Below are 23,483 nucleotides of genomic sequence, written 5' to 3'. Positions count from 1 at the left end.
CTTGGATGTTCGATAGGCACATCGTAAGAGTCGGGCTCTGGCAGTTGAATAGGGCAAAATGCTGTATTAGTTGGCCATTCTGCCCATATAGAAAACTGCTCAATGAACAGAAATAAAATGAAGAAAGGAGGTATGGCCAGGGACAGAAATGCCCCTGGTTTTTTGGTACTCAAAACACTGCAGAAAGGACGAATGAGGTGACGGTGTTTTCCACCCCAGGCATCGCCGAGATTTCCTTCCAGACGAGATGGACACGTTCGGGGGACGCTGCATTGACTCGAAGCATTAGATCAAACTCACCACTCAAGACTTCACACTGAACCACCTCGGGGAGCGAGCGCAGCGCCGCAAGCACCTCTTCCCCACGCATGCGGTCGTAGCGGTAGACAAAGATCACGGCACTGATCAGCGATGAAGGCCGTCGGGAATCACCGAGGCGCACCGTATAACCCTGAATGGCGCCGTCTCGCTCAAGACGCTCAATGCGCTGCCGCACAGCATTGCGAGACAAGTTGATCTTGGCGCCCAGCTCAACATGGGCGATTCGAGCATTCGCGGTGAGTTCGGCGAGGATGCGCTCATCCAGCGGATCCAGAATGCGCTTCATACGTGCCTCTGCCGCGCCAACAAGAGGGCTTGGCACAGCCCCTCCAGATCGCCTTTAGCCAAGTACGGTGGCTGAGCAAGAATGTCGGGAGTCGTGGGCACCTCTCCCCGCCAGACACCTAATTCGGACAATAGGGCCGCGGACTTGGCTGGAGCAATTTGCCCAAAGGTCACCATCGGAGCCCCCAGGCTGCGTCGATGAATTCGGCCAGCCAGTACGCCGACGGCGGTATGTGGATCGATTGCAGACCCGGTCTCACGGAACAACTTGACGACTTCGTCGCGAACCTGTGATTCGTCTACCGCATAGGAATCGAACAGCACTCGAGCCCGCAGCCACTGCTGGTTGCCAATGCTTAACTCGCCGCAGTCCTCAAAATGCTCCATCAGCGCCTTCACTGAGCCCCCATCGTGCCCATACAGCTCCCAGATGAACCGTTCCAGGTTGGAGAAAAGAGAGAAATCCATTGCGGGAGATAACGTACGGTTACTCACTCGGGTCGAATAGCGATTGCGATGGATGAACTGGTGAAGTGCATCATTACTGTTCGTAGAAATGATCACCTGATTGATGGGCAATCCCATTTTCTGGGCAAGGTAGCCGGCGTAGATCTCAGCAGAGCTGGCCGCTGGAACGCTGAAGCCTACAGGACGTGTCCCCCCGCCCAGCTGCAAGGCCGCGTGGAAATAAAAAACGATCTGTGCGAGGACACCGACCCAGTTGGTGGAGTTGAAACAGACCGGTATTACCCCCTCTAACGGCCAGTCCCGTAAGAGCCGGGAGACCAACGTCTGGCAGTCGTCGAAATTACCGTCTACCGGAAAAAGCTGAACCCGTTCAGGGTCTGCCGTTTGCAGGGCAGAGAGTTGTTCAGCCGGTACCCCATGGCGCGGATACATAATCGCCATACGGGTGCCCGGACAATTAGCGAATGCCTCAAGCGCCGCCAGCCCGGTATCGCCATTGGTCGCACCGACAATCAGCGCCTCGCCACCGACCTCACCCAAGAAATGCTCCACCAAGCGCGATTGCAGTTGCGCAGCGAAGTCTTTAGAAGAATGGGTTGGGCCATGAAACAGCTGGAGTATCCACTCGTTATGGCCAATCTGCTCAAGCGGGGTAATAGCGCGGTGATTAAAGTTCCGATAGCTGTCGCTGAGCAAGGCACGCAGAGTGCTTTCCTCCATGGAAGAGCCAACGTAGGGCGAGACTACTCGCCAGACCAGCTCATCGAAGGGTAGCCACGACCAACTGGTAATCTGCTCCTCAGTGAAGACAGGCAAACTTGCCGGAACATAGAGACCGCCATCTTCGGCAAGCCCCGACAGAACCACACTGCGAAAGTCCGCCCGCACTTCACCGCCGCGTGTGCTCACGTAATACATAGATGACTCCGAATTACAAAGGGCGGTGGGCTTGAGCCACCAGCCATGTAGAAAAAGTCGCGGCATCAGGCGAGAGCACCTCGGCCTGCTCGCGCACCAGATAAAAGGACTCGCTGGCTTCAATTCGGTGACTGAAGGGCGCAATCAGATGCCCACTCTTGAGTAAATCTTCCACGACGGAAGACCGCGCCAAGGCAACGCCCTGCCCCAGTTCCGCCATGCGGATCGTGGAAATCAGTGTGTCGAACTGAAGACCACGGGAATAATCGACATCGTCTGCTCCAACCCGCTTCAACCAGTACCCCCAACCTTCCTCGTACCCCAACACATGGAGCAAAGAATGGTTCATCAAATCCCGAGGCTCATGGATCGGTGAGCGGGCCATGAGCCCTGGCGAGCAAACGGGCTGGAGGACGTCCCACGTTAATCGCTGAGCGTGCAATCCTGACCACTCTCCGCATCCCCAGCGAATCTCCAGGTCATCCTCTCCGTCCGGCTCCTTCACCCAAATGTTGCTGATATATCGGATATCGATTTGCGGATACTCTCGACAAAAATCTGCGAGCCGAGGGGCCAACCAATAGTGAAGGAAAGAAAGGCTGCCACGCACCTTCACATGCCTTCGATTGCGCTGGCCAAAAATCTCGTTTGTACCCACTGCAAGACGACTGATCGCGTCTTGTACTACCGGTAAGTACGACTGCCCTTCTTCAGTCAAGCCAAGCCCTCGGGGCAGGCGCTTGAACAGCGCCACACCGAGGTGACACTCCAACTGACGGATCTGCTGACTGACTGCACCTTGAGTCAGGTGCAGTTCCTCGGCTGCATGGGTGAAGTTCAAATACCGCGCCGACACTTCGAAGGCCCTCAGCCAATTCAAGGGCGGTAGTGATTTTTGACTCATCGGCGCAACCTCATCGGGAATTATCTGTGCTCAATCATTGCCTGAGCTATTCACGCTGCGCCAGCGGAATGATGGACAGCGGCTGCCAATGCCAACCGCGCGCCCCGCTTCTTGCGAGTGATCCAATACACAAAGTAGCACCACGCGATAAACGGAAGGCCGAAGTAAAGCGCCACTCGCTGCTCAGGGTCAAACGCGATACCGACACAGGCCAGCAAGCAACACAACAGAGCACCAATGGGAACCCAAGGGTAGCCGCGCACCCGGAAATGCAGATCTTCAACTCGCCCGCCATTGGCCACGTATTGGCGTCGAAAAGCGATTTGGCTCGCGGCGATGCTCATCCATACGACCACGACCGCAAGGCCCGAAATCGACACCAGGGCCAAGTAAACCGTATCAGGGGCAAGCACACTGCTGAGCAGAGACGCCACAGCACCCGCCATACTCAAAACGATCGCGTTAACCGGTGTGCCCCGGCGCGAAAGCCTGGCGTAGCACTTGGGCATATGCCCTTGATCACTCAGCGTCCAAAGCATGCGCGAAGCCGCATACAGCCCCGAGTTAGCAGCGGAAATCAAGGCGGTGAGAATGACGAAGTTCATAATGTCAGCTGAGTATGGGATGCCAATCAGCTCGAACACCATCACGAACGGACTTTCAACGATTCCCGCCTGCTCGCGGGGCAACAAAGTCGCCAGTACGAAAATCGTACCCACGAAGAACAGCGCCAAACGAACTACTGTCGTGCGGATCGCCTTGGGAACACTTGTCTGAGGGTCTTGCGCTTCACCGGCAGCAATCCCGATAAGCTCAGTCCCGGAAAATGCGAAAGAGACAGCTAGAAGTGTCATCGCAATGGGTAAAAGCCCGGTCGGGAAAAGCCCTTCACGGGTAAAGTTCGAGAGCCCGACACCCTGCAAGTGCTGAACCTGGAGGAGACCGCAAATAGCCGCACCACCAATGATAATAAAAGTAATGACGGTCAGTACTTTGATGAGCGAAAGCCAGAACTCTGTTTCCGCAAACAAACGAACAGATACAACGTTGCTTGAAAACACCGCCATGGCAAAAAGCGCACTCCAGATCCAGACCGGTGTATCAGGGAACCACCGAACCATCAGGATGCCCGCTGCGGTAAATTCAGAACCGATAGCGACTGCCCAAGTGAGCCAGTACAACCACGCCACGGTATACCCCGTGCCTGGGCCCAGGTATCGCGTTGCGTAGCTACTGAAAGATCCGGTTTCCGGCATCTGTACCGCCAGCTCACCGAGACAGACCATCACCAGATACACCATCACCGCACCGATGATGTAGGCAATCACTGCGCCGAGCGGCCCAGCCTGATTAACGGTATAGCCGGAGGTAAGGAATAATCCCGTGCCGATAACACCGCCCAACGCCAACATCACAATGTGGCGGGTTTGCATGTCTTTCTTGAAGTTTAATTGTGGATCGGACTGATCATTTTTTACTTGAATGGTCATGGTTATATTCTCATGAAATGTTCGGACAAATTTCCTTGTCACTGGTTATTAGGCAGCACAATTAAATTGTCGCTAGTTGTTATTGTTTTCACTATTCATGAATAACTGTCCGACACTACAGTCGGCAGTCTTATCCGAGTTCAGGTTCCCACCTCAGTGAAACGCTCGGTATTATCAGCGCGATGACTTGGATGATGTTGTTTACTGCGAACCAAGCTGAATGCTTGTTTAAGATCAGCCAACAAATCGGCCGTCTCTTCAATACCCACGGAGACCCTGACCAAGCCCTCGGAAATTCCTAGTGCCTCGCGTTCCTCCAAGGTGTTTTCCACGTGGCTGGTTGTCCGTGCCGGCCCGTAGATGGTTTCAACCGCGCCCAAGTTACCCGCCCGATGTGCATACTTAAGCAGCGGTAGCAAACGAGTCACCGTGTCCATGCCGCCCACCAGCACGAAGCTGATGATTGCGCCAAATCCGCGCATCTGCGAGCGAGCAATGGCATGACTTCGATGTTGAGGGAGTCCCGGATAGTTCACCGATTCAACCAGCGGCTCGGTGCACAGGTATTCGGCCAGAACTTGTGCGCTTGCCTGTTGCTGGCGCAAACGCAAAGCCAGAGTCTTGATACCCCGGATGATGAGATAAGCCGAGAAAGGATCCAGCGAGGCCCCATTGATCTCGCGGCAATGGCGAACTTGAGACATCAGCTGTTCGGTGCCGCAGACCACACCGCCAAGCACATCGCCATGACCCGATAGAAACTTGGTAGCACTGTGCACGACTACATCAACTCCGAGTGCAAGAGGGTTCTGATTCAAAGGCGTCGCGAACGTATTGTCCGCTACCACCAAAGCCCCAACACGCTTCGCCGCCGCCACGAGACGTCGAATATCCAGGACTTTCAGCGTTGGGTTCGTCGGGGTTTCCAGATAGAGAACATTGCAGCCTTTAGCGATCTCATGCTCGATAGCCTCGGTGTCGAGGGTATCGCACAGCGTGACCTGGACGCCCATGCGAGGCAGAAACTCTTCAAAGATCTTGTTTGTACCACCGTAACTGTCGCGGGTAGAAACCACACGTTGACCACAGGACAGGAAGGTATGCAACACACCACTGATTGCAGCCATCCCGGTGCTGAACGCAACCGCCGATTCTGCGCTCTCAAGCTCGCAGAGTTTGTGTTCCAGGACAGAGACAGTCGGGTTGCTCATGCGGCTGTAAATGAAGCCAGGTTCTTTACCCAATGCAACGTCATACCATTCATCAATGTCATGGTAACCATAGGCGGCGCTGACGACGATGGGCGTCTGGGTAGCATTGTAGGGATGCTGAACTTGCTCCCCTCCCCAAACCACTCGCGTCCCCAGACCCGCACCTTGGCTCTGGCCGGGTTTTATCTTGTCATTCATAAATTTATCTCGCATCGATGAAACACCAATGTGTTCCGATTGGGCTTGCGATGACTATATGGAAGGCTTGCAAGGGTGAAAAATCATGTTATCGGGGGCTAAGGGGGGCTTTTTTTAATGGATGATTGATAGGAAAGGGCCGTGATGGCACCGCTAACGAATGTCTGAACGCACCTTTCCTTTGGCTAAATTATAGCGGCCATATGCCTGTGGGGATCGACCTTGACGTCATAATCCGAGAAAGGTGAAGCGCGTAGCATTACCCTTCAAGGGTTCGAGAGCTTGTAGAAAAAATATCCTTTTTCGGCCTAAAAAACCGAGTAAACAATTCCGATTGTGACTTGATATTTAATTTGGCGTAAATATTGCGACGGTGAACTTTTATCGTCTCTGTCGAGAGGGAAAGCTTTCCAGCTATCTCTTTATTAGAGAAGCCACTCAGTAACAACTTGAGCACGTCCTTCTCTCGCGCTGTTATTTGTGTGCCCAGTTGGACAATCGTTTCTGGCCATAGCGGTGGTTCGACGAGATCCTTTGCTACGTCAACCTCAAAACACATGCGCTGATGCATTAACGCAGTCACCCATGGCTTGATCACATCTAACGCTGTTATTTGCTCTTGATTGAAGTGCACGTTACTGCCAAAGGACATGCACAACGTTCTATCGGAGTCTAACTGAACATTGTACTGCGCTTCGTCGACAGAGATATATTGTGCGAAATACTGACGATAATACTCGGTTTCAAGAAAATACTCCGGTGCAATGTCCAGCATATGAAAAAAACCGCTCTGCGGGTTCTCTCGATTGGCTATATAAAATGGATCCAGCAGATAAAGTCCTTTCACATAGCGATGAATGAACGCATCGATCTCCTCTGCATCGGCCACTTCAGGAAGGCTCACAACTTGCACTTGTTGATCACTAAAGATCAATACGACCCAGTTATCAATTTGCACATATTCATTTAACATACGAATAAGTGAGCTCCAGAATTCTGGACGGTTCAACTGCATGATCAGCTTTCCAATCGATCGGTGCCAAGCCAGGCTATGTAGGTCGAGTGGCATTTTCTACCCCTTTAGGGTTAGGTGTTCGTAGGTCAGAGGTAAGTATTCGTAGGTATTTACTATTCGTCAATGCCGGGTATATTCATGATCAGAACTCACGATGGCCATGAGGCCTGTCGTCTTGACAAGGATAGTTGTATGAGTAAATCACCGTTGCGAACCCTTTTTGCAGCCTCGCTTCTCTGTGCAGGGATAAGCACATCAGTGGGCGCTGTAGAGTCTGGGGTGTATCTGTATAACTGGTTCGGGCTTATCGCACCGGAGACGCCCAAGGAGTTTGAGCAGGAAACCGGCACCCGAATTCATATGGATGCGTTCGACAGTGCCGAAATCATGCAGAGTAAAGTAATGGCTGGGCGCACGGGATATGACGTGGTTGTGGCGACCTCCGATGTGTTGCCAAGCCTGATTCAGGCGGGAGTACTTCAGCCGTTGGATCGTAATCAACTGAGTAATTTGTCCCACATCGATCCTGAAATCCTGTCCCAGGTAGCGGTCAATGATCCTGGTAATCGCTACGCTGTGCCCTATCTATGGGGCACCACCGGCATTGGCTATGACGTTGATAAAGTCAAAGCAGCCTTAGGCGACAAGGCACCGGTGAATAGCTGGGATTTGATCTTCAAAGAAGAAAACATCAGCAAACTCAAGTCCTGTGGTGTGGCAATGCTTGATTCTCCAAGCGAGATCATTTCGATTGCTTTGCATTACCTTGGGCTCCCTAGCAACAGTCGGAATCCGGATGATTACCAGAAAGCTCAAGCCTTGCTGTTAAAAATCCGTCCCTACGTCCTCTATTTCGACTCCTCCAGAATCGACGCGGACCTGGCGGATGGCAATATTTGTGCTGTTGTGGGTTGGGCTAATGGTGCCCTTGCTGCACAGGCCATTAATGAGAAGGGCAACACCGGACGCAAGATTGCCTACAGCCTGCCTCGCGAGGGAGCGCTGGTCTGGTCGGAAAATCTGGTTCTGTTAAAAGATGCTCCCCACCCAAAGGAAGGTCTCGCATTTATTAATTATATGTTGCGACCCACCATCATTGCCAAGACCTCGAATCACACGCTGTACCCTAACGCCAACAAAGATGCCACTCAGTTTGTTGAGCAGACGCTGCGAGATAATCCTTGGATTTATCCAGACAAAAAGACTGTCGCCACACTTGTTCCACTTGAGCCACTGCCATTGAAATTGGAACGAATCCGCACCCGGGTGTGGACCAAGGTGAAGAGTGGTACATGATCTGACTTGATTGTCATCTTTGTTGTTCTGTGGGGATCTTTATTTTATGTGAGGGTGCCATGGGCATTTGCAGAGAAACCAAAAACGACATTAAAGAATTGCTAACGCTGATAAAAATGACTGAGCAACATGAGGCACTCATTGCAAATAGCGTTATGTCGCTGGATAGCCAGCCCATTGATTTTAATGATCAGCGGTTGATCTGTATTGAAGAATTGCTCCGTCAGTATGATGTGAGTTCGCAATTTAAAGGAGGCTGATCCATTTCGGCTTTATGTTGATTCATGCGAAACGGGGGCATCTCCTGCAATGGGCCGCGTTTATTTGGAGCATGGGTAATCACGTAGGATGCCGGGGCAACCCTAAGGGGTGTCACATAGGTTCTAGGGAAGGAGAAAAATCATGCACCCCGGTGATTGTCAATGCAACTTGGAGTCGGACGAATACAAAGCCTACAAGGCGATTGAGGAGCAGATCGGCCATTGCCCACCCGAACAAGCCTGGGCTATGTATTACGTCTCGGTCGGGGCGGTGCGTGAAAACATCACCCTGGCGGTGATGGAACACATCGCCAACGGTAACAAGGCACTGCTGGTTGAGTTCCCCGAACTTGCACCGGCTGAGAGGGGCCAGTCAGTTAAAGTGGCTGGGGATGCGTCGAGCGAGAAATCCTGCACTTCATTGCTAGTGTTCAATAGCAGCGTCGTCGTACATTCGGGCGCAGGATGATCGATTGCCGCCCGCCTCACCAACCTGCGCCCCAAGGTTGAGCATCCATCAAGGCAATCGGGCTATACGAAAGCATCTATCACGGACTGATCAGGACAGTTTGCATGCCATTACAACCATCCCAATTTCAGCCCTGTCAGTTTTGAAAGGGGTTTCACCGATCTCTTGAAAACCGAAGCCCTCATAGAAGCGCCGCGCATTGGAATTGGTCTTGAGCACGTCAAGCCAGAGCAAGCGCGCACCTTGCGCTATCGCTCGGTTGCAAATAAAGCGCAGAAGCTGTTTCCCATATCCTCGTCCTGCTTGGGATTTCAGGAAGTAGATCTTTTGAAGCTCCACCCCCACTTCGCCAGTTAACGGCGCTGGCACTGACCAGTTAACTTTGGAAAAACCTACGACTCTGTCATTGTCGTCTGAGGCTATAAGCCATAAATGGCTTGCGGGTGACTCGAGTGACTTGCCGAGCGCACTGAGTGAAAAGTCTTGATTGAGGAAGCCCTGCATGCCGGCGGGAGACCAGATGGCCGAAAAATGCTCCTGGTAGGTCTCACAGCCGATTTCCTGCAGAGCATTGAGATCGGCTTTAGTGGCTTCACGAATGTTGATCATATTGTAAGCGTCCGGTCATTCCATCCCTTGATTCCCAGGCTGCAAAGCCCGCCCATTCAGCACTGACACACCAGAACCAAAGCAGTCGACTGAATACCTGAAAGCCGCTGCGTTGACCGGGCTTTCAAGATGACTATCAACGTCAGCCCGCTCTGCGGCGGGTCATATGAATGAGTGCTGATCTACGACTATCCAGAGACCTTCGCTCTTCGACGGCAAAGGGCAAGAAACCCAATTTTGGATAAAGCAGCAAGCCTGCTGTATTTTCATTGAAACACGAGATCTGGACCTCTGTGGCGTCATAGCGATTGAACGCCAGAGCAGTCATCGTCTCCACGATGAAGGTCGCCACCCCTTTACCTCGTGCCTCTTGAGCAACGATGACATTGCCGATGCAGCAAACCCCACCCGTTTCAGCCCGATAAAAGTTAGCAAAGCCGACGACGCTATTCTCGGTCTCGACAACCGTCGAGTCGAATCGTTGAGTAATAGCGTTAGCCAGCTGAGTTTCAGTCAAAGGGTATTGAGCTTTCGGGAACATATAAAACAGTTCCCGAGCGTTAAGGGGAAAGCTGCAAACAGTTTTGACGTCATCAGCCTTCACTGGCCTGTGTTGTAATATCATCGCGCGTCCTTGAGGTCTAGGCATCCGGCATTCTAGCTCACCTGTCTTCGCGATGTGATCAGTCGTATCTCACCCGCGCAACCCTGGCCGAAGGCTACACTGTGAAACACCCTAAGCGATGTTCAACCCATCGATAGGTCCCGTGGCAAACCGGATAGTGAATTGATTAAAGCCAACATGAAAACGGTTATAGCCTCTTTCACCTGTCTGCTCGCTGCCAGCGTTTGCGCGGCGACGAGTTCCTGTGCAATTGCGGCCTCTCCTTCACCCATCTTCAAGACCCGCTTCGACTGCGCCACGGCAAGGGCATCCGTCGAAAAGCTTGTCTGTGGCGACCCACAACTGGCGCGGATGGATAATGAGCTGACGCGTCTTTATCACCTGGCGCTCACCGATGAACATTCAGAGCCGCGTCCAGACAAAGTCATGATCGACCAGCAATTCTGGATCGAATCCCGCAATCAATGTGCCTCCGAGCCGGATCCCAAGGCGTGCACGATCCGACATTATGCCGAGCGCGCGCACCAGTTACGTCAAGGCTCGGCAATAGTGAGAACCAAGGATCCAGACCGACTCACCGAAGGCCCCCTGGCTTTTCGTTGTACAGGGTTGAATGCGCCGATGGCCGCCACCTTCTTTAACACGCAGCCTGGTGTCGTGTACCTGAAATGGGCGAACACCTCGATCACCCTGACCCAAGTGCAGAGTGATTCGGGAACGCAATACATTGGCAACGATTACCAGGGTAATTACAGCTTTCGGCAAAACGGCAATCTGGTCCTTTTCCAGAAACCAGGCACGGGGACAATGAGTTGTACGGCCGAGCCTGTCGGGTGAGGCAAAAAAAAACCGTGACCGAAGGAGGCACGGGACAAATAATTGGTTGGTTGCGGCCAACCAAAGGAGCAATTTGAAAGCGGTTACCGCTTACAGGCATTCCTGCGCAGCACGTTCGAAACTCGAAGGCATGAAGTTCGACGCCAGCAAATGGCGCTCATACAAAAACACCTTGCCACCATTCGGGGCCTTGTAGGCTTCGAGAACGTTGTCTGCCGCGACTTTGCTCGGCACCACAATCCGGTAGCTGCGCTGGGTTTGCGAGACCGTCGGGTTGAGTGCGCTGCCCTGCAACTTCGGCACTACGCAATCGGCGTACTCGGCAGGCGTTTTTTTCGTCTGAAAGGTCTGCGTCGGGTCGTTCGGTGCGCTGGCGCAACCGGCCAGCAGCAAGGAGGCGAACATCATGACAAGAACAAATAAAGGGCGCATAGGTAAAGTCCTGAAAATAAAATCCTGGTTCGTTAAGCAACGGTTCGGCGTTACAGGCGCTGTCGTTGCAATTATGATTTCGGTGTTTAGCCAGCGCTCACGAGGGCCTTGAGCGAGTCATCGAATTGCTTCAGAGCACTCAGTTGCAGGTCGCGTTGCCGTTCGATCTGTGTGGCAATCTCAGGTGCTGCTTTGTTGTGCACCCAGACTGAAGGCATTTGTTTTTCGATGGCGCCTTCGGCCTTGCCGATGTATTGCAGGTCGGCGTCGTAGAACCGCGCGGCAAAACGCGCCTCGACCAGGCTGTTGCGTTGGGTCAGCAGACGATTGTGAGTGTCGAGCATGACCACCACATCCGGATGGGCCTGCACCAGTGCATCGAGGTTGTCGTAGACGGTCACGGACAGGAACTGGCGCTGCAACGAGTTCATCAGCCAGTCGATCGCCAGTTCAGGGTCGGAGCTGTAGATGAAAGCGTCGCGAATTCGCGCATCCAGTGCATCCCTCGCGCCGTTCACCGCTACATCGTGATAGCGCTCCAGGTATTGCAGATTGTCCAGAGTGTTTTCGCTGTACAGCACACCGACGGTTTGCGAGTGTTGCAGCCCGGCGCTGGTGCCTACGATGGGCAGAAAATGGCACGATTGGGCCTCGTCTGCGTAGGCCGGTGCAGTCATAGCAACCCCGCCCATCAGCAGGGCGACAACAGCCAGTCGGGTCAATGTTTTCATCGCGCCAGTTCCTTGAGCAGCGTCTTCGATGGAGGCGATTTTCCGCCTTTGCCCAACAAAGCAGAACTGGCGTTTTTTGATTGTCACTATTACTCGAACCGATAGTTGCGCCGCGCTATCGCTGGTCAGATCAACGCTTTAAAACCAAGCCCCGCCATAAGCGGGGCTTGATGTATTTCACACGGCATCAGGGTTTACGCCCGCCGCTGGGGTTTTGCCCTCCTCCTTTTCTGCCGGCTTCAGACGCTTTGTCCCTGTCGTCGGCAAAGTTGCCCGAGCGGCCTCCTCCCTGTTCGCTGCCGGAGCGATTGGCATCGCTGGATTGACGTCCCCCTGAGGCCTGTCCACCTTTTTGGCCGCCTTGGGAAGGACGTTGCGGATCGTTCATCATTCCGCCGCCCGCCTCCCTGCCTTTTTTGCCAGCTTCGGAGGCTTTTTGAGGGTCATTGGCAAAATTGCCAGGATTTTTGTTTCCGGTGTTAGCCATTTTCGTTCTCCTCATTGTTACTCACGAACCTTTGTCGGTTCGTCTAATTCCGAGGTTTTCTGTGATTGAAAGTTTGAACTGATCCGTCATTCTTGCGACAAGCGGACTGGAATGATTAGTTCCAGAAAACTCCGGCTATGGCGACTAATGGGGTGATTAAAACGAGTATAAAAACGCGTTCTGCTTATACAAATTCATGAAAGAAAAGAGCGGTGAGGTCTGGCATTATTCAATGCAGTTACGCTGAATCATCAGCGCGCTCATTTATCCTCTATGGAGGTACGCCGATGACAGAGCACATCGTCCACTTTCATTGCCAGATCGATCAGGGCACGATGGAACGCTTCAGGGATTGCTGCCTTGACGCCATCGACCAGGGTGCCTCTTCCTTGCTGCTGAATCTTTCCACCAGCGGTGGCAGTACCAACTTTGGTTTCGCCCTCTACACCTTCCTTAAATCCCTGCCGGTGCCGCTGTGCGCGATTAATGCCGGTAACATCGAATCAATGGGCATCATCATGTACCTGGCCGCCGGCCGGCGTATCACCGCGCCCCATTCGCGGTTCCTGATTCACCCGATGAATTGGTACTTCAGCCAAAGCTCGGTCGACCATCAACGTCTGCGCGAATACCTCTCGAGCCTGGATAACGACCTCGCGCGCTATGTGCAAATCTTTGCCCTGGAAACGGCCCACGCGGACACCAAACTGGACATTTTCCATTGCCTTTCAGCGGAAGAAAAAGTGATTGCGGCGCATGAGTCCCTGGCCTACGGAATCGCTCACGAAATGCATCAGATGGTGTTTGCCGATAACGTCAAACACTGGAAAATCAGTGGCGGCTGACGCCTGTTCGAGACGACCCTGAGCTTTTCATTACCGATGAGTCAGGTGCCAGCAATGGGCTGAATCTCCAATGTCATTCCATCACTCAACGTGAGTTTCAAATCCTTGATAGTGCCGGCCACACGGTCCTTGAAAACCGGCTCGCCCTCGGGATCAACCTCATCGTAGATAAAACGGTTGCCTTCGAGCCAGCCGATGGCCGTTTGCAGTTCGGGCGTGAGGTAATACTTGCCGTCGAGAAAAAAACCGGCAAACGGTTCTACCCTTTCCCGGTTCTCGATCTCATAGCGCACGCCTGGAATCATGCCTGTGGATTCATCAATCATGATTCATACCTCGTCATCGTGTCTGATCCGGGAGTTCAGCCTGTTTCAAGGCGTCGATAAACCGGGCCCGACGGGACGTCTATGGATCAGACCTCCCGTCTTGCCCTGATACCTGTCAAGAAGTTCCCAGCCCACGCGACAGATCGGCTGAAGTGTCGGACGCGGGCTTGCGCATCTCGCCCGTTTCTCCAGCGATTGAGCCGTGGGGTTGCGTGGTTTCCATCACCTTTTCGCGCACCGCCTCATAGCCTTCCCGTGCCTGCTGTTTGACCTTGCCGGTGAGGCTTGCGCTGGTCTTGCCCAGATAGCGACGCTCCGTCGCGGTGGTGGGTAGCGCAGCGCCTAGCAACGCGCCCACCGCCATACCGACCGCGGCCATCATCAGTGGCTGCTCCTTGAGCAGATGACTGAACTGGTCGCCCATTTCATGAGTCCTGCGCGCCAGGTGATCGCGGGTGTCATGGACAGCGTGACTGAAGTGATCAGTCTTCGCCTGCAGGCTGTCGCTCAGGTGCGCCGCCCTACCCTTGACGGCCTGATAGCTGTCCTTGAGCGAATCGGTGGTGGCGTGAAGACGCTGACGAGCGCTGTCCAGACCGTCGGTGAGCCCTTCGGCCAAGTCATCGGCCCAGTCGATGTCCTGCTCTGGCTCGACGCGATATTCCCTGGGCGCTGGCGGACGATTCTGGCTCATCATCAACCACATCAGCCCGACCGAGGTCAGCACCGCGGGCACGGGGTTGTTGCGCACACTGGTGCCCAGGTTGGTCAGGAAAGTCGAGCCATTGCTTTGCATCAGCAGCAGCGCCTGATCGAACATTTGGCCAGGGGTGAACTTGCTCTCCAGCGCGTCGACGATATGCCCGATGTTCTCCCGTTGCGCATCGATTTCACGCTCGATGGTTTCCGGGCTCTTGGCCGCTTCGGTTTCGAATTCTCGGTTCATGACACTTTCCTCCGCAGGGCTTCCTGGTCTTTGTTCAGCGCGTCCAGGGTGCGATCAGGCTTGAAGTGGGAAGGCTCGAATTGTTTCTTGCCTGCCTGCAACATCACGAACCCGATGACCATCACCACGGCGCCGACAATCAGCGCCGCCAGCCAGGGCACCATCACCAGGCTCAAGGCATAGACGATAGCCATGAGCAAAATGATGAACCCGGCAAGCAGCACAATGGCGCCACCGGCAACCCCGGCAATCCCTGCTTTCAATGTCGTCAGGCTGGCCTGGAGTTCTGCCTTGGCCAGCGCCAGCTCCTTGGTGAATAGCGCCGGTACTTCCCGAGATAACTGCCGCAATAAACCGACCACGGAAGCGTCATGATCAACCGTCGTGACAGACGGTGTGACGGGGGCCGTGCGTTGCAGTTCTGGATCGTCTCTGTTCATCACCGTTCTCCTGTGAAATGAGTGGAATCGTCGCCACGATGATCGGGGGCGTATGGCGAGGACGGGGTGATGCCCGTGGCCAATCCGGGTGACACCTCGTCAGCGGGAGTCATCGACGTGTCATAAGGCCCTTGCGAGCCATCGCCACTGAACGTGGTGGAGCTGCTCTGCGCAGCGAACTCACGGTCGGTTGTTGTCGGCATGGGGGCTGTGCCTGCCTTCAGGAACCGCGACAGACCGAACCCCACCGCGATGCTGCCGACAATGAACAACCCCGGATTATCGCGTGCCAGATCAGCGCCATCGTGCAAAAGCTCTTCGGCACTTTTGCTGCGCAGTTTTCCCGCCAGGCTGCTCATGCTGTCGGCCATGTCCGCCAGGTAGTCAGACATCCCGAACGTGTCGTTCGTCCTGATCTCGGAAACGACTGACTGGGCGCCTCTGGCCAATGCTTCAATCTGATCCGCTGCGGTATCGCGGTATTGGCCGAATTGCTCATCAGCCTGATGCCGCGCACCGCCGATAGCGTCGGTTACCTCCTCCTTTAAATGCTGAAAGTCTTGTTCGGAGCCTGCGGACTCCCGAGGGGCATCCGGTTGTCCGGTTCTGTTGTCTGGAGTAGTCATGTCATCCCTCGCCTTCGTAATGAACACGTCAGGAAGTGACCGCGGTGTGCCCGCGGTAGTGCTTCATTGCAGATGACGAGAGTGTCTGGCCGGGAGTTCCAAGCAGATGATGAAGTGATAAGGAGGGGTATGTAGCTCTGTCATCCTGAACGATTGCGGTACGTCAGGCGAACCGCATCAGCCGGATTCACGACTGCGTCACCGCCGAACGCAGCCTTCGATAGCGCAGACAGATCGTGTTGCGGAGTGAGGCAATCATCCGTCAATCATCCTCATGCAATTTGATCCCGCGTTTATGCAGCAGGTACGGTACCAGCAGCACCAACAACGTCAGCGCCAGGACCGACGCCGCGATGGGTTGCGTGACAAATATCATCCAGTCGCCCTGGCTGATGGACAAGGCGTTGCGCAGTTGTTTTTCCGCCATCGGGCCCAGCAGCATGCCGACGATCACCGGGGCGACGGGGAAATCGAAACGCCGCATCAATACCCCGGCCCAGCCGATGCCCAGCATCAGAAACAAGTCGAACGTCGAGTGGCGCATGCCGTACACGCCGATGGTGGCGAACACCAGAATGCCGGCGTTCAGGTACGGCCGGGGGATCTGCAAGAGTTTGACCCACAGGCCCACCAACGGCAGGTTCAGCACCAGCAGGATGGCGTTGCCGATGTACAGCGAGGCCACCAGCGTCCAGACCAACTCGCCCGAAGTCTGGAACAACAGCGGCCCCGGTTGCAGGTTGTAGTTCTGGAACGCGGCCAATAGGATCGCCGCCGTGGCGGAGGTCGGTATGCCCAGGGTCAGCAGCGGAACCAGCGAACCGGTGGCGCTCGCGTTGTTGGCCGCCTCGGGGCCGGCAACCCCCTCGATGGCGCCCTCGCCTTTGCTGGCGGCGAACTCTTTCGGGTATTTGCTGAGTTTGCGTTCGGTCGAATAAGACAGGAATGTCGGAATTTCCGCGCCACCGGCCGGAATCGAGCCAAAAGGGAAACCGATCAAGGTGCCCCGTAACCAAGCGGGAATCGAGCGTTTCCAGTCGGCGCGGGTCATCCACAACGAGGTCAGACGATGTCGGCTGCCCGTTTCTTCCTTTTGGTAGAGCACGCTGTACAAGGCCTCGCCGACGGCAAACAAGCCGACCGCCACCAGCACCACTTCGATGCCATCGACCAGTTCGGGCACCTCCATGGTGTAACGGGCAATGCCCGAGGTCGAGTCCAGGCCGATCAAGCCGATGGTCAGCCCGATGCCCAACGAGGCAAAGCCGCGCAACATCGACGCACCCAGCACCGCCGACACGGTGGTGAACGCCAGCACCAGAATCGCGAAATATTCCGCAGGCCCGAACTTCAGCGCCAGCGTGGCTACGAGTGGAGCGAACAGCGTCAACAAGATCGTCGCGATGGTGCCGGCTACAAATGAACCGATAGCGGCCGTCGCCAAGGCCGGGCCCGCCCGCCCGTTGCGCGCCATGAGGTTGCCTTCCAGGGCCGTGACCATGGAGGACGACTCCCCGGGGGTGTTGAGCAGGATCGAGGTCGTGGAACCGCCAAACTGAGCGCCGTAATAGATCCCGGCGAACATGATCAGCGCCCCGGTAGGATCGACCTTGGCGGTAATCGGCAGCAGCAAGGCGACGGTCAGCGCCGGGCCGATCCCCGGCAAAACACCGATTGCGGTACCCAGCAGACAGCCAATAAAACCCCACATCAAATTGATCGGCGCCAACGCAGCACCGAAGCCGCTTGCCAGACTTGAAAGAATGTCCACCTTGTCGACCTCCTTCGGCCCGGATCAGATCCAGGCGTTGATCAAGGGCGGAAGGGAAACCCCTAGCCCGGCGGTAAAAAGCCAATAAATCGGCAGCGTCAGGGAAATGCCGATGGCCAGGTCCCGCACGGGGCTACGACTGCCAAAACCGCGTGCCGAACAGGCAAACAGCAGGGCGGCCGCCAAGACGAAACCGATGTAGGAAATAAGCAAGACGACCCCTACCAGCCCCGCCGTGACCCAGCTCGCCCCAGCCTTGCCGCCGGGCTGGGCCTGGGTAGTCTCATGGTCATCGGGCAGGTTGCGAAAACCACCGGTGAGCGCCTGATAGCACATCAACAGACCAACGACGCCCAGAAACGCCGCAACAGCGTAAGGGTAGACGTAGGCCGGCATGATGACGAACCCCATCTCGGCGGGGAACCGCGAGGCGCCGAACACCAATACCGCACTGATGGCAACGACACCTAAACCAATCGCCAGTTGGGCCGGCATGACTCTCCAGCGCCCGGCCATCTCAAAGCAATCCGACCTTGACCAGCATCGCGCGCAGGCGCCCATGTTCTTCCTCGACAAACTTGCCGAAGTCATCCCCGGTCAGAATGCTCGGTGACCACGCATTGGTTTTTACGTTTTCTTGCCAGACAGTGCTTTTGGTGGCAGTCAGGACGGCTTCGGTCAGTTCTTTGCGCTGATCCGGCGTCAGGCCCGCCGCGCCATAAACGCCACGCCAGTTGCCGATCGTCACGTCATAGCCACTTTCTTTGAGGGTCGGTGCATCGATACCTTCTACGCGGCTGGGCGCGCCGATGGCGAGTAAGCGGAACTGCTTGGACTGGACGTATTTGGCAAGTTCGGCGTAGCCCCCGGTGATCACCGTGATATGGCCACCCAGCACCGCGGCGACGACTTCGCCGCCACCGGCGAAGGCAACGTAATTCACCTTGTTGACGGGGACGTCCATTTTGCTCGCCAGTTCGGCGATGCCAATGTGGTCGATCGAACCCTTGGAGCCACCGCCCCATTTGATACTGGACGGGTTGGCTTTAAAGTCTTTGAGCAAGTCGTCCAGGGTTTTGTAGGGGGAATCGTCACGCACGGCAATCACGTTGTATTCGGTAAACAGCCGGGCGATCGGCGTCACGTCCTTCAAGGTGATTTGCGGTTTGTTCTGCTCGATGGCCGCGACCATGATTGCGCCGACCACGATCAAAGCATTCGGGTCGCCCTTGGTGCCGTTGGCAAATTGCGCCAACCCCAGGGTGCCACCGGCGCCGCCCTTGTTTTCGAAGGTGACGGCTTTTGCCGTTTTGGCCTCGACCATGGCTTTGCCCAGGACGCGAGCGGTCTGGTCATAACCACCACCGACCGAGCCCGGGGCCATGAACTTGACGGTGTCCAGCGCAAAAACCGGTGATGCGAGCGCGGCGGCGGTAATGAAAACGGCGAGGTTGCTGCTGAATCGACGGGCCAATGCAAACATGAGTCGTCTCCGATAGCTGTTCTTGTTGTTTTCGATCAGGGAAGAGCCCCTGTTCGTTGAACATGCGTCTGGGAATAAGCGTAGGTCATCGTTGTGTTTGTTGGCGGTATTTCAATGGCCGGCCTGCCGCCATTATTTCTGCGAAAAAAACAGCACATCGATTCAATATTCCCGCCCGGATCGACGCCATCATGGCCTCGCAAATCACCCTCCCACATAATCCATTAGGACCTTCACCATGGCCATTGCAAAAGCTGTTCCCGGCAAAACCCTGCTGACCCCGACCGACCACACCCTGATCATGATCGATCACCAGTCGCAGATGTCGTTTGCGACCAAGTCCATCGATGCCGTCACCCTGCGCAACAACGCCGCCCTTGTCGCCAAAGCCGCAAGGGGCTTCAAGGTATCGACCATCCTCACCACCGTCGCCGAGAAGAGTTTTTCCGGCCCGATTTTCGACGAAATCAAATCGGTATTCCCGGAACACAAGGTGATCGATCGCACCAGCATGAACACCTGGGAGGACGAGCGCATTGCCGTTGAAGTCAACGCTGCCGGCAAGCAGAAAATCGTTCTGGCCGGCCTGTGGACTTCCGTGTGCATCGTTGGCCCGGCCCTTTCGGCGATTGACCAGGGTTTCGAGGTCTACGTGATTGCCGACGCCTGTGGCGATGTCACCACCGAAGCGCATGAAATGGCCTTGCAACGCATGATCCAGATTGGCGCCCGTCCCATGACATCGCTGCAGTACTTGCTTGAACTACAGCGCGACTGGGCACGTACCGAGACCTACGACGAGACGGTGAAAACTTCCATCGCCAACGGTGGTGCCTACGGTCTGGGCCTGATCTACGCCAAGACCATGTTCAACGCCTCTGAAGGTCATTGAGAAAAAAACAGCGACTGCGCACGTTCTGGCGTCGCTGTCCCTGTGTGGCGAAGTCGCTGATCTTCAGGCAACTATGATCGGCGTCAGGCGGGAAACGGCGGAAGGCAGCCGGAGTCGAACCTGCCCGGGAACGGATGCCGTCCCCAACCGGGTTTGAAGCCCGGCCGCGCCACCGGGCGCGATTGCCTTCCTTGAACTCAGTTTTCTGTTTGTTGGGCCAATGCATTGTCGAGCCGGATATGGCGCCGGTCGCCAAAGCGCCGGGTCAGGCCGATTCGGTCGAAGTACTCAAGAATCTGAATGCTGCGCTTGCGCCCCAAGCCCACGGCATCGCGAAACGCGGCAACCTGAATCACCGGGTTGTCGCTTGCCAGTTGCACCAGCATAGCCGCCAATCGGCGCAGCAGCGTGTCGGTGTAGAACAGGTCACGGACCACTTGGTGCACCAGCCCCAGCCGCGCCATCTTGCGCAGCAGCAGGCGCACCGCGGCTTCTTCATGGCCCGTCGATTTAGCCAGATCACGCACCCACGGCGGATCGAAACCCGCCTGTTCGAACAATGGCTGTAATTGTTGCCACAGGGTTTCGTCATCCTCGCTCAACCGCACTTGGTGATCGGGTAAATGCAGCCACGGGCCACTGGCGACGATCGTACCGCTGGCCAGTAATTCGTCGAGCAGGCTGATAAAGGTCGGCCGGTCCAGCGTGGTGCCGACGAAGCGACGCAGGCGATCCCTGTCCGGTCCCATTTGATCCGGTTCGAGTTGATGAAAGCGTGCGAGGTGTTCCAGCAGCGGCGCTTTCAGGGCTTCCCAGCGGGCCGCGCTGAACAGCAACGGTCCTTGCCGCGTATCGATCAAACGCACATCGTCGGGCAGCTCCCAAGTTTCGCGTGGACGGTTGAACTGGCGCTCCAGGCGCTGCGGATCGAGCCCGCTGTCGCTGTTGGCCAGCAACGCTGGCAGTGTTTCTTCCAGGCTGTTCGTGGTAGACAGCGCTTGTAGCTGCGCCAATCGTTCGGGGCTGCGGCGGTGTCGAGCGGGGGCGAACGGGTCGAGCACGCGGCCACCGCCGAGGGTGCGCTGAGCGCTTTGATCACGCAGGATCAAACGGTCGCCCTTCACCGCCAGCACCGGCGCGTTCACCAGCAGTTGCGCAAACATCTGCTCACCCGGTGCCAGGCTGGCGCCCTCCAGCAAGGCCGCTCGCCCGGTCACGTCCTGAGTACCGAGGTGCACGTGCACGGGCTGAAAGTGCTCGAAGTTTCGCGCCTCGCTGGCCAACAAGGTCATCTCGATATCCACACGCTGGGTCGGCGCATGCAGCCATTCGGCCAACAACCAGTGGCCCCGGTGAATCTGCTCCAGGGCCAATCGGTCGGCACTCAGGTTCAGCGCGACTCGCTGCCCGGCCGTTGCGCTGTCGGCCGCTTGGTTCTGCGCATGCAGGCCACGCACCCGCACCGGTTTGCCCAGCGGACTCAACATCAGCGTATCGCCCACGGCCACCTGGCCAGACAACGCGGTGCCGGTCACCACGATCCCGGCGCCGGCCACGCTGAAAGCCCGATCAATCGCCAGGCGAAAACCGCCGCTGGCGCTGCGTTGAAGGACTTCATGTTGCGCCTCCAGCAAGGCCTGTCGCAGGGTTTCGATACCCTCGCCGGTCACACTCGACAGCGCGATTTGCGGCGCGTCGGCATAAGGCCCGGGCGCCAGTAATGCTTCGATCTGTTCGCGGACTGCCTGCACGCGCGCGGGGTCGACGCGGTCGCATTTGCTGATTGCAATCAGTGCCTGAGGGACGCCCAGCAACTCGACGATCGCCAGGTGTTCACGGGTCTGGGGCATGACACCGTCATCGGCCGCCACCACCAACAACACCCGATCAATACCCTGAGCGCCGGCCAGCATGTTGTGGGTGAAGCGCTCATGACCGGGAACATCGATAAAACCGGTCAGCGCGGCGCCCGGTTCCAGCGCCGCGTAGATATAGCCCAGGTCAATGGTCATGCCGCGTTCACGTTCTTCCCGGCGACGGTCGCCGGCCTGGCCGGTCAATGCCTGGAGCAAGGAGGTCTTGCCGTGATCAATGTGCCCCGCCGTGCCGACAATCACCCGTTCCGGCCCTCCTCCTGCAATTGATTGAGTTGCGCCAGCCACGCGGCTTCGTCGTCGAGTTGGCGCAGGTCCAGCCAAAGCGCATCGCCGTCGATGCGCCCCAGCACGGGAATCGGCAGCCGACGAAACGCGGCCTCCAGCCCCAGTAATCGCCGCCCGCGCAAACGCTTGGAAACGTTGGGCCGCAGGCATAACGCGGCGCTGGGCAGTCGCGCCACCGGCTGGCTGCCACTGCCGATCATGCCCAGCGCCGGCACCGCGCTGACGCTCCAGCCGTCACCCAACACCTGCGCCAGTGACGGTTGCAGGCGTTCGGCTTGGGCGAAGATGTCGGCCTGGGGCCGGGTCAGCAGGCGCAGACTCGGCAGCCGTTCGGCCAGACGATCAGGATTGCGGTACAGCGCCAATACGGCTTCGAGGGCGGCCAGGGTCAGTTTGTCCACACGCAGCGCACGCTTGAGCGGGTTCTTCTTGATCTTCGCGATCAGGTCTTTGCGGCCGACTATCAAACCCGCCTGGGGACCGCCGAGCAGTTTATCCCCACTGAAAGTCACGATATCCGCGCCATCAAGCAGCGCCTGACGCACCGTTGGTTCGGCGGGCAGGCCCCAGCGAGTCAGGTCCAGCAGACTGCCGCTACCCAGGTCGTCCAGCAGCGGCAGACCGTGACGGTGAGCCAGTTCCGCCAACTCAGCCGTCGGCACCCGGGCGGTGAAACCTTCAATGGAATAATTGCTCGCATGTACGCGCATCACCAGGCCACTGCGCGGACCGATGGCAGCCTCGTAATCGCGCGCATGGGTGCGGTTGGTGGTGCCCACTTCGTGCAGCCGCACGCCGGCGCGGGCCATGATGTCGGGAATGCGAAAGGCACCGCCGATTTCGATCAGTTCACCCCGGGAAATGATGCCTTCCTTGCGTGCGCCCAGGCTGTTGAGTGTCAGCAACACGGCGGCGGCATTGTTGTTGACCACGGTCACCGCTTCGGCGCCGGTCAGCTCGCGGATCAAGCCTTCGATCAAATCATCCCGGTCGCCGCGCTTGCCGCTGTGCAGATCAAATTCCAGATTGAGCGGATAGCGGGCGGCGAGTTGAACGGCTTCGATAGCCGACTCCGGCAACAACGCGCGCCCGAGGTTGGTGTGCAGCACTGTGCCGGTGAGGTTGAACACCCGCCGGACTTGGCTGCGATGCTGGATCGCCAGACGCTCACCCGCCCTGCCCGCCAATACGTCAGGGGCGATTTCAACGGCATTGAGTTCACCCTTGAGCACCGGCTCACGCAGATCATCGAGCAGCTGCCGCAGGCCGGCCAGCAGCGCATCACGCCCATAACGCTCGGCCAATGCCTGGCAGGCGGGATGGCGCAGCAAGCTGTCGATGGAGGGCAGCCGCAAGGCTTGGCTGGCGGAGGGTGCGGACATCAGAGGCTCCCGGAAGCGAATGACCGTCGCGTCTGAGTGTAGTCGCTGGGCTCA

General features: G+C 56.5%; 26 protein-coding genes and 1 tRNA gene. 6 read left to right on the top strand and 21 right to left on the bottom strand.

Annotated elements, in window-relative coordinates; genetic code table 11:
* Positions 1–169 precede the first annotated feature (169 nt).
* The 6 genes from LOY56_RS12595 to LOY56_RS12570 all read right to left on the bottom strand — a co-directional run bounded on the left by LOY56_RS12595 (position 170) and on the right by LOY56_RS12570 (position 6,864).
* A complete protein-coding gene (locus tag LOY56_RS12595) occupies positions 170–607 on the bottom strand; it encodes an Lrp/AsnC family transcriptional regulator (protein WP_258622293.1) in 438 nt (145 codons plus the stop codon).
* Positions 604–1,992: a threonine synthase gene (gene thrC, locus LOY56_RS12590; RefSeq protein WP_258622291.1), complete on the bottom strand. Its 1,389-nt coding sequence runs from the start codon at positions 1,990–1,992 to the stop codon at positions 604–606. Before thrC ends, LOY56_RS12595 begins: the two co-directional genes overlap by 4 nt.
* A gap of 13 nt (positions 1,993–2,005) precedes the next feature.
* Positions 2,006–2,896 (bottom strand): LysR substrate-binding domain-containing protein, encoded by an 891-nt coding sequence (locus LOY56_RS12585; protein WP_258622284.1) that lies wholly within the window; start codon positions 2,894–2,896, stop codon positions 2,006–2,008.
* 50 nt (positions 2,897–2,946) lie between these two features.
* Entirely contained in the window at positions 2,947–4,386 is a 1,440-nt protein-coding gene (locus LOY56_RS12580; RefSeq protein WP_258622283.1) for an amino acid permease, read from the bottom strand.
* A 140-nt stretch (positions 4,387–4,526) separates the two neighbouring features.
* Positions 4,527–5,795, bottom strand: a complete 1,269-nt coding sequence (locus LOY56_RS12575; RefSeq protein ID WP_258622281.1) for a cystathionine gamma-synthase family protein — start codon at positions 5,793–5,795, stop codon at positions 4,527–4,529.
* 259 nt (positions 5,796–6,054) lie between these two features.
* A complete protein-coding gene (locus LOY56_RS12570) occupies positions 6,055–6,864 on the bottom strand; it encodes a response regulator transcription factor (RefSeq protein WP_258622275.1) in 810 nt (269 codons plus the stop codon).
* Between the two features lie 138 nt (positions 6,865–7,002).
* Between LOY56_RS12570 and LOY56_RS12565 the strand changes: the two genes are divergently transcribed.
* From LOY56_RS12565 to LOY56_RS12555, 3 genes are all read left to right on the top strand, one after another.
* Entirely contained in the window at positions 7,003–8,106 is a 1,104-nt protein-coding gene (locus LOY56_RS12565; RefSeq protein ID WP_258622273.1) for a polyamine ABC transporter substrate-binding protein, read from the top strand.
* A 59-nt stretch (positions 8,107–8,165) separates the two neighbouring features.
* Positions 8,166–8,366: a hypothetical protein gene (locus tag LOY56_RS12560; RefSeq protein WP_258622271.1), complete on the top strand. Its 201-nt coding sequence runs from the start codon at positions 8,166–8,168 to the stop codon at positions 8,364–8,366.
* A 142-nt stretch (positions 8,367–8,508) separates the two neighbouring features.
* On the top strand, positions 8,509–8,835 hold the full coding sequence (locus tag LOY56_RS12555) for a hypothetical protein (protein WP_258622269.1): 327 nt from the start codon (positions 8,509–8,511) through the stop codon (positions 8,833–8,835).
* A gap of 90 nt (positions 8,836–8,925) precedes the next feature.
* Here LOY56_RS12555 and LOY56_RS12550 read toward each other — a convergent pair whose 3' ends face one another.
* Positions 8,926–9,444: a GNAT family N-acetyltransferase gene (locus tag LOY56_RS12550; protein WP_258622267.1), complete on the bottom strand. Its 519-nt coding sequence runs from the start codon at positions 9,442–9,444 to the stop codon at positions 8,926–8,928.
* Positions 9,445–9,586: 142 nt separating this feature from the next.
* Positions 9,587–10,069 (bottom strand): GNAT family N-acetyltransferase, encoded by a 483-nt coding sequence (locus LOY56_RS12545; RefSeq protein WP_258622257.1) that lies wholly within the window; start codon positions 10,067–10,069, stop codon positions 9,587–9,589.
* A gap of 177 nt (positions 10,070–10,246) precedes the next feature.
* Between LOY56_RS12545 and LOY56_RS12540 the strand changes: the two genes are divergently transcribed.
* Entirely contained in the window at positions 10,247–10,906 is a 660-nt protein-coding gene (locus LOY56_RS12540; RefSeq protein ID WP_258622625.1) for an MliC family protein, read from the top strand.
* Positions 10,907–10,996: 90 nt separating this feature from the next.
* On the opposite strand, the gene LOY56_RS12535 is transcribed toward LOY56_RS12540, so the two are convergent.
* From LOY56_RS12535 to LOY56_RS12525, 3 genes are all read right to left on the bottom strand, one after another.
* Positions 10,997–11,338 (bottom strand): hypothetical protein, encoded by a 342-nt coding sequence (locus LOY56_RS12535; protein ID WP_258622253.1) that lies wholly within the window; start codon positions 11,336–11,338, stop codon positions 10,997–10,999.
* 86 nt (positions 11,339–11,424) lie between these two features.
* On the bottom strand, positions 11,425–12,069 hold the full coding sequence (locus LOY56_RS12530; RefSeq protein ID WP_258622248.1) for an ATPase: 645 nt from the start codon (positions 12,067–12,069) through the stop codon (positions 11,425–11,427).
* 187 nt (positions 12,070–12,256) lie between these two features.
* Complete coding sequence (locus LOY56_RS12525; RefSeq protein WP_258622247.1) at positions 12,257–12,556, bottom strand: KGG domain-containing protein; 300 nt, start codon at positions 12,554–12,556, stop codon at positions 12,257–12,259.
* A gap of 287 nt (positions 12,557–12,843) precedes the next feature.
* Between LOY56_RS12525 and LOY56_RS12520 the strand changes: the two genes are divergently transcribed.
* Positions 12,844–13,401 (top strand): ATP-dependent Clp protease proteolytic subunit, encoded by a 558-nt coding sequence (locus LOY56_RS12520; RefSeq protein WP_007900348.1) that lies wholly within the window; start codon positions 12,844–12,846, stop codon positions 13,399–13,401.
* A gap of 41 nt (positions 13,402–13,442) precedes the next feature.
* Here LOY56_RS12520 and LOY56_RS12515 read toward each other — a convergent pair whose 3' ends face one another.
* From LOY56_RS12515 to LOY56_RS12485, 7 genes are all read right to left on the bottom strand, one after another.
* The gene (locus LOY56_RS12515) at positions 13,443–13,727 is read right to left on the bottom strand and encodes a hypothetical protein (RefSeq protein WP_258622244.1); all 285 of its coding nucleotides are present in this window, start codon (positions 13,725–13,727) and stop codon (positions 13,443–13,445) included.
* Positions 13,728–13,842: 115 nt separating this feature from the next.
* Positions 13,843–14,673 (bottom strand): DUF3618 domain-containing protein, encoded by an 831-nt coding sequence (locus tag LOY56_RS12510; protein WP_258622242.1) that lies wholly within the window; start codon positions 14,671–14,673, stop codon positions 13,843–13,845.
* Complete coding sequence (locus tag LOY56_RS12505; RefSeq protein WP_258622240.1) at positions 14,670–15,113, bottom strand: phage holin family protein; 444 nt, start codon at positions 15,111–15,113, stop codon at positions 14,670–14,672. The genes LOY56_RS12510 and LOY56_RS12505 overlap by 4 nt, the downstream gene beginning before the upstream one ends.
* The gene (locus LOY56_RS12500) at positions 15,113–15,739 is read right to left on the bottom strand and encodes a hypothetical protein (RefSeq protein ID WP_258622239.1); all 627 of its coding nucleotides are present in this window, start codon (positions 15,737–15,739) and stop codon (positions 15,113–15,115) included. Before LOY56_RS12500 ends, LOY56_RS12505 begins: the two co-directional genes overlap by 1 nt.
* A gap of 262 nt (positions 15,740–16,001) precedes the next feature.
* The gene (locus LOY56_RS12495) at positions 16,002–17,510 is read right to left on the bottom strand and encodes a tripartite tricarboxylate transporter permease (protein ID WP_258622238.1); all 1,509 of its coding nucleotides are present in this window, start codon (positions 17,508–17,510) and stop codon (positions 16,002–16,004) included.
* A 24-nt stretch (positions 17,511–17,534) separates the two neighbouring features.
* On the bottom strand, positions 17,535–18,026 hold the full coding sequence (locus LOY56_RS12490) for a tripartite tricarboxylate transporter TctB family protein (RefSeq protein ID WP_258622236.1): 492 nt from the start codon (positions 18,024–18,026) through the stop codon (positions 17,535–17,537).
* 1 nt (position 18,027) lies between these two features.
* The gene (locus LOY56_RS12485; RefSeq protein ID WP_258622234.1) at positions 18,028–18,993 is read right to left on the bottom strand and encodes a tripartite tricarboxylate transporter substrate binding protein; all 966 of its coding nucleotides are present in this window, start codon (positions 18,991–18,993) and stop codon (positions 18,028–18,030) included.
* Positions 18,994–19,231: 238 nt separating this feature from the next.
* On the opposite strand from LOY56_RS12485, the gene LOY56_RS12480 reads away from it, so the two are divergent.
* A complete protein-coding gene (locus tag LOY56_RS12480) occupies positions 19,232–19,885 on the top strand; it encodes a hydrolase (RefSeq protein ID WP_123722783.1) in 654 nt (217 codons plus the stop codon).
* A 98-nt stretch (positions 19,886–19,983) separates the two neighbouring features.
* Here LOY56_RS12480 and LOY56_RS12475 read toward each other — a convergent pair.
* The 3 genes from LOY56_RS12475 to selA form a co-directional block, all read right to left on the bottom strand.
* Positions 19,984–20,076, bottom strand: a tRNA-Sec gene (locus LOY56_RS12475).
* Between the two features lie 6 nt (positions 20,077–20,082).
* Complete coding sequence (gene selB / locus LOY56_RS12470) at positions 20,083–22,002, bottom strand: selenocysteine-specific translation elongation factor (RefSeq protein ID WP_258622616.1); 1,920 nt, start codon at positions 22,000–22,002, stop codon at positions 20,083–20,085.
* The gene (selA, locus tag LOY56_RS12465; RefSeq protein WP_258622223.1) at positions 21,999–23,429 is read right to left on the bottom strand and encodes an L-seryl-tRNA(Sec) selenium transferase; all 1,431 of its coding nucleotides are present in this window, start codon (positions 23,427–23,429) and stop codon (positions 21,999–22,001) included. Before selA ends, selB begins: the two co-directional genes overlap by 4 nt.
* Positions 23,430–23,483 lie beyond the last annotated feature (54 nt).

The sequence above is a fragment of the Pseudomonas sp. B21-048 genome (assembly GCF_024748615.1).
Lineage (GTDB): Bacteria > Pseudomonadota > Gammaproteobacteria > Pseudomonadales > Pseudomonadaceae > Aquipseudomonas.
The sequence above is the reverse complement of the archived record's forward strand: the minus strand, read 5'-3'. Positions and strand labels throughout refer to the sequence as shown.